The organism is Clostridium sp. CM038 (genome assembly GCF_055081105.1).
In genome coordinates, this window is the sequence record NZ_CM143651.1 from 299,252 (window position 1) to 312,906 (window position 13,655).

12 protein-coding genes and 1 riboswitch are annotated in these 13,655 nt (G+C 33.8%); of the genes, 10 read left to right on the forward strand and 2 right to left on the reverse strand.

Annotation, left to right across the window (positions count from 1 at the left end; genetic code table 11):
* The first annotated feature begins 37 nt into the window (after window positions 1–37).
* Window positions 38–218: riboswitch (Lysine riboswitch) on the forward strand.
* 201 nt (window positions 219–419) lie between these two features.
* The 10 genes from kal (at window position 420) to kamE (ending at window position 10,460) form a co-directional block, all read left to right on the forward strand.
* Window positions 420–800, forward strand: a complete 381-nt coding sequence (gene kal / locus ACWJKS_RS01335) for a 3-aminobutyryl-CoA ammonia lyase (protein WP_216302313.1) — start codon at window positions 420–422, stop codon at window positions 798–800.
* Window positions 801–958: 158 nt separating this feature from the next.
* The gene (kce, locus tag ACWJKS_RS01340) at window positions 959–1,783 is read left to right on the forward strand and encodes a 3-keto-5-aminohexanoate cleavage enzyme (RefSeq protein WP_216302312.1); all 825 of its coding nucleotides are present in this window, start codon (window positions 959–961) and stop codon (window positions 1,781–1,783) included.
* A gap of 48 nt (window positions 1,784–1,831) precedes the next feature.
* Window positions 1,832–2,485, forward strand: a complete 654-nt coding sequence (gene atoD, locus ACWJKS_RS01345) for an acetate CoA-transferase subunit alpha (RefSeq protein ID WP_220287272.1) — start codon at window positions 1,832–1,834, stop codon at window positions 2,483–2,485.
* Between the two features lies 1 nt (window position 2,486).
* Window positions 2,487–3,152, forward strand: coding sequence for a 3-oxoacid CoA-transferase subunit B (locus ACWJKS_RS01350; protein WP_165412589.1), 666 nt, complete (start codon window positions 2,487–2,489; stop codon window positions 3,150–3,152).
* 12 nt (window positions 3,153–3,164) lie between these two features.
* Complete coding sequence (gene kdd, locus ACWJKS_RS01355; RefSeq protein ID WP_216302310.1) at window positions 3,165–4,202, forward strand: L-erythro-3,5-diaminohexanoate dehydrogenase; 1,038 nt, start codon at window positions 3,165–3,167, stop codon at window positions 4,200–4,202.
* A gap of 142 nt (window positions 4,203–4,344) precedes the next feature.
* The gene (gene kamA, locus ACWJKS_RS01360; protein WP_220287273.1) at window positions 4,345–5,598 is read left to right on the forward strand and encodes a lysine 2,3-aminomutase; all 1,254 of its coding nucleotides are present in this window, start codon (window positions 4,345–4,347) and stop codon (window positions 5,596–5,598) included.
* A gap of 37 nt (window positions 5,599–5,635) precedes the next feature.
* On the forward strand, window positions 5,636–6,643 hold the full coding sequence (gene kamB, locus ACWJKS_RS01365; protein ID WP_216302308.1) for a lysine 5,6-aminomutase reactivase subunit KamB: 1,008 nt from the start codon (window positions 5,636–5,638) through the stop codon (window positions 6,641–6,643).
* A 1-nt stretch (window position 6,644) separates the two neighbouring features.
* Window positions 6,645–8,105, forward strand: a complete 1,461-nt coding sequence (gene kamC / locus ACWJKS_RS01370) for a lysine 5,6-aminomutase reactivase ATPase KamC (RefSeq protein ID WP_216302307.1) — start codon at window positions 6,645–6,647, stop codon at window positions 8,103–8,105.
* Between the two features lie 10 nt (window positions 8,106–8,115).
* The gene (gene kamD / locus ACWJKS_RS01375; RefSeq protein ID WP_216302306.1) at window positions 8,116–9,672 is read left to right on the forward strand and encodes a lysine 5,6-aminomutase subunit alpha; all 1,557 of its coding nucleotides are present in this window, start codon (window positions 8,116–8,118) and stop codon (window positions 9,670–9,672) included.
* Window positions 9,672–10,460, forward strand: coding sequence for a lysine 5,6-aminomutase subunit beta (kamE, locus tag ACWJKS_RS01380; RefSeq protein WP_220287274.1), 789 nt, complete (start codon window positions 9,672–9,674; stop codon window positions 10,458–10,460). Before kamD ends, kamE begins: the two co-directional genes overlap by 1 nt.
* Before the next feature lie 93 nt (window positions 10,461–10,553).
* Here kamE and ACWJKS_RS01385 read toward each other — a convergent pair whose 3' ends face one another.
* Entirely contained in the window at window positions 10,554–11,900 is a 1,347-nt protein-coding gene (locus tag ACWJKS_RS01385; RefSeq protein WP_220287276.1) for a short-chain fatty acid transporter, read from the reverse strand.
* A gap of 172 nt (window positions 11,901–12,072) precedes the next feature.
* Window positions 12,073–13,422, reverse strand: a complete 1,350-nt coding sequence (locus ACWJKS_RS01390) for a TIGR00366 family protein (protein WP_216302303.1) — start codon at window positions 13,420–13,422, stop codon at window positions 12,073–12,075.
* Between the last annotated feature and the right edge of the window lie 233 nt (window positions 13,423–13,655).

Here is a 13,655-nt window from a genome sequence, read left to right on the forward strand (position 1 = left end):
TAATTAAGTAAGAGTTAAAAATAAAATTTAATAGTTTCACATAAATAGAGGTGCAGATAAAGAGGTAATTTTTGAATGATAAGGATATGAACATCCAATATCAAAAATGAAGTATTTGTTTGCCGAAAGAATATTTTGGTTCTTCAATTTATTCTTGGGGATAGAAAGTAGTATTTCTATCACTGCCATAAGAGTTCTTATGGAGAGCTATTTATGTAATGAAAAGATGTTTTTTCATTGCATTAATAGACCTAGTACTTTGGTTAATTAAGGCGCTGAAAAATCAGTGCCTTTTTTTATTTCAAAATAAATTAACATAAGGCATTTTCTAAAAGATACACAACACAGATTTGTTGTTTTTTACAAAATTCCTAAAAATTACAAAATGAATAACTACAATAAACGAGGAGGAAAATAAAATGAAGTCTTTAATAAGGTTAAGAATGAGTGCACATGATGCACATTACGGTGGAAATTTAGTAGATGGAGCAAGAATGCTTCAATTATTTGGGGATGTAGCTACAGAACTTTTAATTATGAACGATGGTGATGAAGGATTATTCAAAGCATACGATGCTGTAGAATTTTTAGCACCAGTTTATGCAGGTGACTATATAGAAGCTGTTGGAGAAATAGTGAAGGTAGGGAATTCATCAAGAAAAATGATTTTCGAAGCAAGAAAAGTTATAGTACCAAGACCAGATATAAATGATTCAGCTTGTGATGTATTAGAAGAACCAATAATAGTTTGTAAGGCAAGCGGAACTTGCGTAGTTCTAAAAGAAAACCAAAGAAAATAATATGCAAGAGAATTAATGTAAACTTTTTCACCTAGTGGTTAATATTTTAGTTGCTAAATAAGTTTGTGCAAAATTATCATAATATACATAACTTATCATAAATATTATGGTAGATAGTAATTATTTTTGCACCACGAAGCACTATAAGGAGGTAGCACATGGAAAAATTAATAATTACTGCAGCTATATCTGGAGCGGAAGTTACAAAAGAACATAATCCAAATGTACCCTATACTGTTGAGGAAGTGGCAATAGAAGCGGAAAAAGCTTATAAAGCAGGAGCTAGCATCATTCATTTACACGTAAGGAAAGATGATGGAACACCTACTCAAGACAGGGAAAGATTTAGAGCTTGTATTGAAGCTATTAAAGAAAGATGTCCGGATGCAATTGTTCAACCATCAACAGGCGGAGCTGTCGGAATGAGTAATGCAGAAAGATTACAACCAGTTGATTTAGGACCAGAAATGGCAACCTTAGATGCAGGTACTTGTAATTTTGGTGGAGATGATGTATTCGTAAATACTGAAAACACTATTAAAGAATTTGGTAAAAAGATGATTGAAATGGGTGTAAAACCAGAAATTGAAGTTTTTGATAAGGGCATGGTAGACATGGCAATAAGACTTCAAAAGAAAGGTTTTATAAAAACACCAATGCATTTTAACTTTGTTATGGGTGTAAATGGTGGGATAACTGCTTCGCCAAGAGATTTAGTATTTATGGCAGGAAGCGTGCCAGAGGGAAGTACTTACACTGTATCAGGTATTGGTAGATTTGAATTTCAAATGGCAGCTGTGACTATTGTAATGGGTGGTCATGTAAGAGTTGGATTTGAAGATAATGTGTATATTGAAAAAGGTATACCAGCTAAATCAAATGCAGAATTAGTAGAAAAAGTAGTTAGACTTGCGAAAGAACTTAACAGAGAAATTGCCACTCCACAAGAAGCAAGAGAGATATTGGGTTTAAACAAAATATAAAACTGATAATTGTTATATCTTCAAGATAAATAAGAGGAGGTAAAATAAATGAATAAGGTTGTATCTTTAGAACAAGTTAGGCCATTACTCAAAGATGGAATGTCAATAATGATAGGTGGATTTTTAGCCTGTGGAACACCTGAAAAGATGATAGATCTATTAATAGAAACAAATGTAAAAAACTTAACTATAATAGCAAATGATACAAGCTATGTAGATAGGGGCATAGGAAGACTTGTAGTAAACGGTCAAGTTAAAAAAGTTGTGGCTTCTCATATAGGAACAAATGCTGAAACGGGAAGACTTATGACAGAAGGAAAAATGGAAGTAGAACTTGTGCCACAAGGAACACTAATTGAAAGAATAAGAGCAGCGGGAGCTGGGCTTGGTGGAGTGCTTACCCCTACAGGAGTTGGTACTATGATAGAAGAAGGAAAACAAAAACTTACAATAGAAGGAAAAGAATATCTATTAGAGCTTCCAATTAAAGCAGATTTAGCACTTGTTTATGCAAGCGTCGTAGATGAAATTGGAAATGCAGTTTATTATGGAACAACAAAAAACTTTAATCCAATTATAGCTACTGCTGCAGAAACTGTAATAGTAGAAGCTGAAAAAATTGTTAAAATTGGAGATTTAGATCCAAATAATATTGTGACTCCATGTGTATTGGTTGATTATATTATAGGGGAGGCTAACTAATATGATTACAGATAGCAAGATTGCAAAACAAATTATTGCAAAAAGAATTGGTAAAGAATTAAAAGATGGACAACTTGTTAATTTGGGCATAGGGCTTCCAACATTAGTTACGAATTATATTCCAGAAGGCGTCCATGTTACTCTCCAATCAGAAAATGGAATGGTTGGAATGGGAGCTTCTCCAGCAAAAGGAGAAGAAAACAAGGATGTAACTAATGCAGGTGGTCAATTTACTACAATACTTCCTGGCGGAGCATACTTTGATACCGCAATGTCTTTCACTTTAATAAGAGGAGGACACGTTGATATGACTGTTCTTGGAGCATTGGAAGTAGATCAGGAAGGAAACTTAGCTAATTGGATTGTGCCAGGCAAAATGGTTCCTGGTATGGGTGGAGCAATGGATTTAGTAGTAGGAGCCAAAAAGGTTATTATTGCAATGCAACATACAGCTAAAGGGACTCCTAAAATATTAAAAAAATGTACGCTGCCATTAACAGCAAAGGCACAAGTTAACCTTATAGTTACAGAACTTGGAGTAATGGAATTTACTGAAAAGGGACTTGTACTTACTGAAATTCATAAAGATACAACAGTTGAAGAAGTTAAATCACTTACTGAAGCTGAATTAATAATATCAGAAAATCTAAAAATAATGGATGTATAGGAGGAAGTTATTATGAACAAAGGATGTAAATACGGAACTCACAGGTCACTTGAACCAAAAGGTGCATTGCCACAACCAGCAACTAAAATATCAAATGATATGAATATATTTGATAATGAAATTTTAATTGATGTTCAGGCTTTAAACATAGACTCAGCTAGCTTTACTCAAATAGAGGAAGAAGCAGGACATGACATTGAAAAAATAAAATCTAAAATCATGGAAATTGTAGCTGAAAAAGGAAAAATGCAAAATCCTGTAACAGGTTCAGGTGGAATGCTTATTGGAACAGTTGAAAAAATAGGCGAAGCTTTAAAAGGAACAACAGATCTTAAAGTGGGAGACAAAATCTCTACATTAGTTTCACTATCATTAACTCCTTTAAAAATAGAAAAAATTGTTGATATCAAACCAGATATCGATAGAGTTGAAATAAAAGGAAAAGCTATTTTATTTGAAAGTGGATTATATGCAAAACTTCCAAAAGACATGAATGAAAATCTAGCATTAGCAGCATTAGACGTTGCAGGAGCGCCAGCTCAAGTTGCTAAACTTGTTAAACCAGGTCAATCAGTTCTTTTACTAGGCGCAGCAGGAAAATCAGGAATGATTTGCTCTTATGAAGCAGTTAAAAGAGTAGGACCAACAGGAAACGTTATAGGCATTGTAAGAAATGAAGAAGAGAAAGCGAGATTAAAAAGATTAGGTCTAAAAATGCAAATAGTTATTGGAGATGCTAGAAACGCTATTGATGTAATGAACACTACTCTAGAGCACAACAATGGATGTGAAGTAGATGTAGCAATAAATATGGTTAATGTTCCAAATACTGAAATGTCATCAATTTTACCAGTAAAAGATGACGGAATAGTATACTTCTTCTCAATGGCTACAAGCTTTACAAAAGCAGCTCTTGGAGCTGAAGGTGTAGGTAAAGACGTTACTATGATCGTAGGAAACGGATACACTAAAGGACATGCTGAAATAACCCTTGAAGAGTTAAGAGAAAATGAAACATTAAGAAAAGTATTTGAAGAATTATACGTTTAATGACATTTCAGCTTCGAAGAAGATGATTTAATTGTGATTTAGAGAATACAATATAAAGTTATATTGTATTCTCTCTAAACCATATTGATATATCAACTACATATTATAAAATTAAAAATTATTATACGATGGAGGTACTAATATGAAAGTTAATAGAAGATTTGAATTATTTAAAGATGTAACTGATGAGCAATGGAATGATTGGAAATGGCAGGTTAAAAATAGAATTGAAAATGTGGATCAACTAAAAAAATATATACCATTAACGCAGGAGGAAGAAGAAGGAGCTAGGAAATGCGTTCAAACATTAAGAATGGCTATAACTCCTTATTACTTAGCATTAATAGACCCTAATGATCCAAACGATCCAATAAGAAAACAAGCTATACCAACAGGGCTTGAATTACATCAGGCACATGCTGATTTATTGGACCCATTACATGAAGATTCAGATTCTCCAGTACCAGGGTTAACTCATAGATACCCAGATAGAGTATTACTATTAATAACTGATCAATGCTCAATGTACTGCAGACACTGTACAAGAAGAAGATTCGCAGGTCAAAGCGATAGTGCTATGCCAATGGAAAGAATAGATAAAGCAATCGAGTACATTAAAAATACTCCACAAATTAGAGATGTATTATTATCAGGCGGAGATGCTCTACTTGTTTCAGATGATAAATTAGAATATATAATTAAAAAATTAAGAGCAATTCCACACGTTGAAATAATAAGAATGGGTTCGAGAGTACCAGTGGTTCTTCCACAAAGAATTACAAAAGAATTAGTTGATATGCTAAAGAAATATCATCCAATTTGGCTAAACACTCACTTTAATCATCCAAATGAAATTACAGAAGAAGCAAAACTTGCATGCGCGCGGCTTTCAAATGCAGGAGTACCTCTAGGAAATCAATCAGTTCTTTTAAGAGGGGTTAATGACTGTGCACATATAATGATGGACCTTGTACATGAGCTTGTTAAAATTAGAGTAAGACCATACTACATCTATCAATGTGATCTTTCAATGGGACTTGAGCACTTTAGAACACCAGTATCTAAAGGGATAGAAATTATTGAAGCTTTAAGAGGCCATACTTCAGGATTCTGTGTTCCAACATTTGTTGTTGACGCTCCAGGTGGCGGTGGTAAAATACCAGTAATGCCAACTTATATTATTTCTCAAAGTCCTGAAAAAGTGGTACTTAGAAACTTTGAAGGCGTTATAACTACTTATGAACAACCAACTAGTTATACTTCAGGTTGTCGCTGTGAAGTTTGCGAAGGAAAGAAAAAGGTTCATAAAGTAGGAGTGGCAGGGCTATTAAACGGTCAGCAAATGTCTATGGAACCAGCTGGACTTGAGAGAAATCTAAGAGGACATCACGAGTAAAATTAAGGACAGCATAAACAACCCAAGCATTTTCAATATGATTCAAAAATATGACAGTATTTCTATCATAGGAATGAATAAAAATGTAGGAAAAACAACCACCTTAAATCATATATTGAGGGAAGCCAGAGGGGAAATATCCCTTGGGCTTACCTCTATAGGAAGAGACGGAGAAGAGTTGGACCAAGTAACTGCTACTGAAAAACCTAAAATTTACATTGAAGAAGGAACTATAATTGCTACTGCAAAACAATGCTTATTGAATAGTGATATTACCAGGGAGATTTTAAAAACTACTGGTTTCAACACTCCTATGGGTGAAATAATTATATGCAGAGCATTAAGTGACGGATATGTAGATTTAGGCGGTCCATCTGTAAATTCCTATATGACTTTAATATGTGATGATCTTAAAAGGTTTGGAAGTGAGCTTGTAATTGTGGATGGTGCCCTTAATAGAAAAACCTTCGCCTCTCCATCAATTACAAATGCTACAATTTTATCAACTGGAGCGGCGCTGTCAAAAAGTATGGATAAGGTTATAGAAGAAACTAGTCATACTGTTAAATTACTTTCATTGGAAAATGAAAAGAATAATGAAGTATTAAATCTCGCTAATGAAGTTTTACGCATCGGCAGAATAGGTATTATTTGCAAAGATAATACTATAAAAATGCTAGATGCAATTACAGCATTGGGATCTTCTAAGGAAATTGTTGGGTCTTTAGATGAAAATGCCTCCTATGTAGTTATTAAAGGTGTAGTTTCAGATAACCTACTAGAAGATATTATGACATCTACAAATAAGTATAAAGGTGTAATTTTCCTAGTTGAAGATGGAACAAAGCTCTTTTTAACTAGGGAAACCCTTTATAAATTTAAAAAGCAAGGTGGAATTATAAAAACAATAAATCCCATTAATATAGTATGTGTTACATCCAATCCAAAATCACCTTATGGGTATGAATTTGATAAGCAGAAGTTTTTAGATGGGCTTAGGGATAAATTAAATATACCTGTATTTGATGTTATTGGAGGGGAGTAAAATGAAATTTTTAGATAAGCAGCAGAGGGATCAAATTGGTTTTTCTTTTGTTATGGATAAATTGGGGATAACTACTTCTTATGGGCTTGAGGAGAAAAAAAATATTAGACCATTTAAAGATTCAGAAATAAATGAATTAACTCATGAATTAAATAGTCTAGAAAATATGATTAAATCAATGAGAGCTCATAGTCAAGAGTATAATGGAATAGGACGAATATTTTGTAAACTAAAAGATATTAGAAATTCTATTAAAAGATGTAATGAATCAGAAACATTAGATGAAGTTGAATTATATGAAATTAAATATTTTTCAATATTAGTAACAGATTTAAAAAATATTTTGGATAAATTACAGCTTGATATAGAGGAGGTTCATCTAAACTCTTTAGATGAGATTATCTCCCTCCTAGACCCACAGAAGAAGGGAATGTCTACTTTTTATGTTTATGATGAGTATTCTAAAACTTTGAAAAGCATTCGTGAAAAGAAAAAACAAAAGGAAAAAGAAATTTTTACTGTGAAAACCGAGGAAGAAGTAAATGAACTAAAGAAGCAAAGGTTAGATTTAGTTATAGAAGAAGAAGAGGAAGAACTAAGGATTAGAAAAGAGTTAACACTCCAGATTTCTAAGGAAACTGAGATCATAAACCAAAATATAAAAGCGATAGGTAGATTAGACTTTTTGATTGCCAAAGCGAATTTATCCATAGATTATAATGGTTCCCGTCCGAAAATTTGTGAAGAAATGAAGATTAATCTTGATGAAGCCTTTAATCCTGAAATTAAAGAAATATTAGAAAAAGGTAAAAAGGTATTTACCCCAGTTAGTATAGAGCTATTTGGTGGTACAACTATTATAACTGGTGCTAATATGGGTGGGAAAAGCGTTACCCTTAAGACTATTGTTCTGAATTTACTGCTTGGGCAAATGGGCTTTTTTGTATTTGCAAAAAAAGCACAATTTCCAATCCTTAATTTTATTCATTTTGTTTCAGATGATATGCAGTCCATATCCAAAGGCTTAAGTACATTTGGTGCAGAAATAATAAAGTTAAAAGAAGTGGTAGAGTCTGCAAAAATAGGAAATGGATTTATAGCTCTAGATGAGTTTGCAAGAGGTACTAATCCAAAAGAAGGGTACTATCTTATGAAATCTCTTTCTAAATACTTGACTAAATTTCAATCAATAAGCTTAATTTCAACTCATTACGATGGAGTAGTTGAGGAGAATATGGAACATTATCAAGTAATGGGACTTAAAAATGTAGATTTTAATGCGCTAAAGTACAAGATAGATTTAAATAAAACTCATTCTGTTGAAATAATACAACAACATATGAATTACAAGCTAGAGAAGGTTTCAAAAGAAAATGAAGTGCCAAAAGATGCACTTAATATAGCATTATTACTAGGACTTGAAAAGGAAATAGTGGATATAGCAAAAAGTTTCTACAATTAGGAGGAATAAAATGGAAAGCAAATTAAATATGAATTGGGATGTTGTGAGTAAAGCTAGACAATCAGCTAAAAACATAGCAAAAGATACTCAAGAATTTATTGACATACATACTACAGTAACAGTAGAAAGAACGGTGTGTAGACTTTTAGGTATTGATGGGGTAGATGAAGTTGGAGTACCAATTCCAAATGTAGTAGTGGATAACATTAAAAATGGTAATGGATTAGCACTTGGTGCGTCAATGTTTATAGGAAATGCTATGGTTGAAACTGGTCTTTCACCACAAGAAATTGCTGAGAAAGTAGCAAAAGGTGAAATGGATTTAACTAAAACTCCTATGCATGAAGAATTCGAAATAAAAATGGCTGTAGATAAAGTAGCTAAAGAAATGGTTGCTAAAATTAAAGAAAATAGAGGCAAAAGAGAATCATACCTTGAAAAATTTGGCGATAAGAGTAGCCCATATCTTTATGTAATAGTTGCTACAGGTAACATTTATGAAGATATAACCCAAGCAAGAGCAGCTGCTAAGCAAGGCGCAGATGTAATAGCCGTAATAAGAAGTACAGGACAAAGCTTACTTGACTTCGTTCCATACGGAGCTACAACGGAAGGTACTGGAGGAACACTTGCAACACAAGAAAACTTCAGACTTATGAGAGCGGCCCTTGATGAGGTTGGAGAAGAATTGGGGAAATATATAAGACTTTGTAATTATTGTTCTGGATTATGTATGCCTGAAATAGCTGCTATGGGAGCTATAGAAAGATTAGATGTAATGCTCAATGATGCTTTATACGGAATTCTTTTCCGCGATATCAACATGCAAAGAACTATAGTTGACCAATATTTCTCAAGAGTAATAAATGGATTTGCGGGAGTTATTATAAACACTGGAGAAGATAATTATTTAACTACTGCAGATGCAGTAGAAGAAGCTCATACAGTGCTTGCTTCACAATTTATAAATGAACAATTTGCATTAGTTGCTGGAATTCCAGAAGAACAAATGGGACTTGGGCATGCGTTTGAAATAAGTCCAGATGTTGAAAATGGATTTATATATGAATTAGCACAAGCGCAAATGGCAAGAGAAATCTTTCCGAGAGCACCACTAAAATATATGCCTCCAACTAAGTTTAAGACTGGAGATATATTTAAAGGACAAGTACAAGATACATTATTCAATATGGTTACTATTATGACAGGACAAAAGTTACATCTTCTTGGAATGCTTACAGAAGCAATACACACTCCATTTATGTCAGATAGAGCGTTATCAATAGACAATGCTCAATATATATTTAGAACTATGAAGGATTTAGGATCAGAAATCACCTTCAAAAAAGGTGGCATGATGGAAACAAGGGTTGATGAAGTATTAAATAAAGCAGCAGATTTAATTGGAGAAATTGAAAAAGAAGGCTTATTCAGTACGATACAGCAAGGGAAATTTGCAGGAATTAAGAGACCTTATACTGGTGGAAAAGGACTTGCAGGAGTTGTAGAAAAAGAAAAAGCTTACTTTAACCCATTTATAGATTTAATGTTAGGGGGAAATAAATAATGAGCGAAGGACAATATTCATTAGAAGTTAAAGAGTATGATCAAAATTTGGATTTAACAAAGATTAAACCCTATGGAGATACTATGAATGATGGTAAGGTACAAGTGAGCTTTACACTTCCAGTAGAAGATAATGAAAGAGGAGTAGAAGCAGCACTTCAACTTGCTAAAGCTATGGGACTTAAAAATCCAAACTGTGCTCATCATGCATCTTTAGATAAAGAATTTTCTTTTTATGTTATTTATGGTTCATTATCGCATTCTGTAAACTATGAAGAAATTCATGTTCAAACTGTAGAAGTAGAAACAATGGATATGAAACAAATTGGAGAATATATAAAAGAAAACATTAAACGTGACGTTGTAATAATTGGAGCTAGTACAGGAACAGATGCTCATACAGTTGGGATAGACGCTGTAATGAACATGAAGGGATTTGCAGGACACTATGGTCTTGAGAGATACCCTATGATAGAAGCTTTGAACTTGGGAAGCCAAGTTGAGAATGAAGAATTTATCAAAAAAGCTATAGAGCTTAAAGCAGATGTTCTTTTAGTTTCTCAAACAGTTACTCAAAAGGATGTACACATCCAAAACCTTACTAATCTAGTAGAATTATTAGAAGCAGAAGGAATCAGAGATAAAGTTGTCTTAATTTGTGGAGGTCCAAGAATAACTCATGAACTTGCTAAAGAGCTTGGATATGATGCAGGTTTCGGACCAGGAAAATTTGCTGATGATGTAGCAAGTTTTGCTGTTACGGAGATAGTTGAGAGAGGTTTAATTTAATAAATTTATAATAAAAAAATAGGGGGTACATCTTTAATTGATTTATTTAATCATTTAAAGATGTACCCCTTTTGTTGTTATAATAAAAACTTCCTAGAAAAGGAATAATCCTAACCCAATAATAATACCTGAGTATAATAAGTCAATTACACAAAAACCCATTACGTCCTTAGCACTGAGTCCAGCAATTCCAAGAGCGGGTAATGCCCAAAAGGGTTGAATCATATTAGTCCATGCATCTCCCCAAGCAATAGCCATAGCAGTTTTCGCAGCAGGTACGCCTAAAGCTGCACCGGCAGGCATCATAATAGGAGCTTGAACAGCCCATTGACCACCGCCAGATGGTATAAAGAAGTTAACAAGTCCTGCACTTAGAAAAGTGAATAGTGGAAAGGTATGTTGATTAGATATACTAACGAAAGAAGTAGACATAACACCTGCAAGAGAAATTCCAGCAGCGCTTGTACCTACCATCATTCCCATAATACCTGCGTAGAATGGGAATTGAAGTATAATTCCAGCAGCGCCTTTGGCGGCGTCTGTAATTGCATTAACAAATCTTCTAGGAGTTCCATGAAGAGCAACTCCTAGGAACAAGAAAATAGCATTAACAATGTTTAGATCGAGGCTACCACCTTTAACAAAATAGTAAACAATATAACTAAAGCCCATAATTGCTAATAACATTGAGATAAGGGTGCTGTTTTCAAGTTTATCAGCAGGAGTCATTGCTTCTTTAGCTATTATAACTACTGGGTTCTCAACCAAAAGTTTTGTATCTATAGTGACAGTATGATCAATGTCAGGATGCATAGCTTTGTTTATAAGAGGCAATGTAATTAATAGTACAGCTAATATAATTAAATTGTAACCTGAAAACAATGTTGCACTAGTTGGTATAGGAGAAGTAACAACGCCTGCAGTAGCTTTTACAACTTCAGGACCACCAGAAGCAACTACTAGTGGGATAGAACCAGAAAGACCAGCGTGCCATACTAAAAAGCCTGAATAAGCAGAAGCTATTAAAAGCCTATAATCTACTCCTTTAACTTCTTTAGCTAATTCCTTAGCGAAAATAGCCCCAATAACTAAACCAAAGCCCCAGTTGATCCAACAAGCTATAGTAGAAATAAGTGTAACCAAAATAATTGCTTGACTCGGTGATTTAGGTATTTTTGCAAGGGTCTTAAGACCTTTTTTAAAAGATGGTGCATTGGCGAGAGCATGGCCTGTAACTAATACCAATGCCATTTGCATTGAAAAAGCAAGTAATGTCCACAAACCTTTGCTCCAGTGAATAGTCATAGCCAAAGGACTTTGTCCAGTAAGAACTATGCCTAAAATTAATACAAAGAATGTTAAAAGTACAGCAAATATGAATGGGTCTGGTAAATATTTTTGGACAAGATTAACACAACCATTTGTAAATTTTTTGAACATTTTGATTCCCCCTTATTAGCTATATAAATTTAAAATGCTCCTATGTAACAATATTCTATATTATGCAAAAAAAGTACCTGTAGATCAGACACTTTTACCAAAGTGTCCGATCTACAGGTATCGATATAAACTTAAAATAACTTTTAATCAGTTTGAGACAGTCCCTTAGCTATTATGATATAAACATTAGCCCTAGTCCAATAATAACACCTGAGTATAATAAGTCGATTATACAAAAGCCCATTACGTCCTTAGCACCGAGACCGGCAATTCCAAGAGCGGGTAATGCCCAGAAAGGTTGAATCATGTTAGTCCATGCATCTCCCCATGAAATAGCCATAGCAGTTTTTGAAGCAGGCACACCTAAAGCTGCACCAGCGGGCATCATAATGGGAGCTTGAACAGCCCATTGTCCACCACCAGATGGTACAAAGAAGTTAACAAGTCCTGCGCTTAGGAAAGTGAATAGAGGGAAGGTATGTTGATTAGATATACTAACAAAAGAAGTAGACATAACTCCTGCGAGAGAAATTCCACTAGCACTTGTACCAACCATCATACCCATAATACCCGCGTAGAATGGGAATTGAAGTATAATTCCAGCAGTTCCTTTAGCAGCGGATGTAATTGCGTTAACAAACCTTATAGGAGTTCCATGAAGAGCAATTCCTAGGAACAAGAAGATAGCATTAACAATATTTAAATCAAGACTACCACCTTTAACAAAATAATAAATAATATAACTAAAGCCCATAATTACTAATAACATTGAGATAATAGAGCTATTCTCAAGTTTATCAGCGGGAGTCATTTTTTCTTTAGCTATTATAATCATTGGTTCCTCCACCAAAAGTTTTGGATCTATAGTAATAGTATGTTCAGTGTCAGGATGCATAGCTTTGTTTATAAGAGGCAAGGTTACTAAAAGTATAGCTAATATAATTAGATTATAACCTGAAAACAATGTAGCGCTGGTTGGTATAGGTGAAGTAACAACACCTGCAGTAGCTTTTACTACCTCAGGACCACCTGTAGCAACTACTAGTGGTATAGAACCAGAAAGACCGGCATGCCATACTAAAAAGCCTGAATAAGCAGAAGCTATTAAAAGTCTATAATCTACGCCTTTAACTTCTTTAGCTAATTCCTTAGCAAAAATAGCTCCGATAACTAGACCAAAGCCCCAGTTAATCCAGCAAGCTATAGTAGAAATAATTGTAACAAGAATAATTGCTTGACTTGGTGATTTAGGGATTTTTGCAAGAATTTTAAGACCCTTTTTAAAAGATGGTGCATTGGCAAGCGCATGACCTGTAACTAATACTAGCGCCATTTGCATTGAAAAAGCGAGGAGCGTCCACAAACCCTTACTCCAGTGAATAGTCATAGCTAATGGTCCTTGACCAGTAAGCACCATCCCTAAAATTAATACTAGAAAGGTAAGGATTACAGCAAATATGAATGGGTCTGGTAAATACTTTTGGACAAGATTAACACAACCATTTGTAAATTTTTTAAACATTATTATTCCTCCTATTTTATTATGTGAAATTAATCTATACAAGAAAACATATTTATGATTTTTTGTGAAAAAATATTAATATGTATGACAAAATTATACATGACATCATATAATAAGTCAAAAAAGGAGAAATATATTTTTATGAGTGAAAATTTATATACAAAGGAGGAGGCAAAAAAAATAGGTGTGGTATTTTATTCGTTAAAACCTGCAACATTTTTATTAAAATTCAT

Coding starts and splice junctions, on each gene's coding strand:
- ACWJKS_RS01350 (WP_165412589.1), top strand. CDS start 2,487: ATGATTACAGATAGCAAGATTGCAAAACAAATTATTGCAAAAAGAATT.
- kce (WP_216302312.1), top strand. CDS start 959: ATGGAAAAATTAATAATTACTGCAGCTATATCTGGAGCGGAAGTTACA.
- kamC (WP_216302307.1), top strand. CDS start 6,645: ATGAAATTTTTAGATAAGCAGCAGAGGGATCAAATTGGTTTTTCTTTT.
- ACWJKS_RS01385 (WP_220287276.1), bottom strand. CDS start 11,900: ATGTTCAAAAAATTTACAAATGGTTGTGTTAATCTTGTCCAAAAATAT.
- kamB (WP_216302308.1), top strand. CDS start 5,636: ATGATTCAAAAATATGACAGTATTTCTATCATAGGAATGAATAAAAAT.
- kamD (WP_216302306.1), top strand. CDS start 8,116: ATGGAAAGCAAATTAAATATGAATTGGGATGTTGTGAGTAAAGCTAGA.
- kal (WP_216302313.1), top strand. CDS start 420: ATGAAGTCTTTAATAAGGTTAAGAATGAGTGCACATGATGCACATTAC.
- ACWJKS_RS01390 (WP_216302303.1), bottom strand. CDS start 13,422: ATGTTTAAAAAATTTACAAATGGTTGTGTTAATCTTGTCCAAAAGTAT.
- atoD (WP_220287272.1), top strand. CDS start 1,832: ATGAATAAGGTTGTATCTTTAGAACAAGTTAGGCCATTACTCAAAGAT.
- kamE (WP_220287274.1), top strand. CDS start 9,672: ATGAGCGAAGGACAATATTCATTAGAAGTTAAAGAGTATGATCAAAAT.
- kdd (WP_216302310.1), top strand. CDS start 3,165: ATGAACAAAGGATGTAAATACGGAACTCACAGGTCACTTGAACCAAAA.
- kamA (WP_220287273.1), top strand. CDS start 4,345: ATGAAAGTTAATAGAAGATTTGAATTATTTAAAGATGTAACTGATGAG.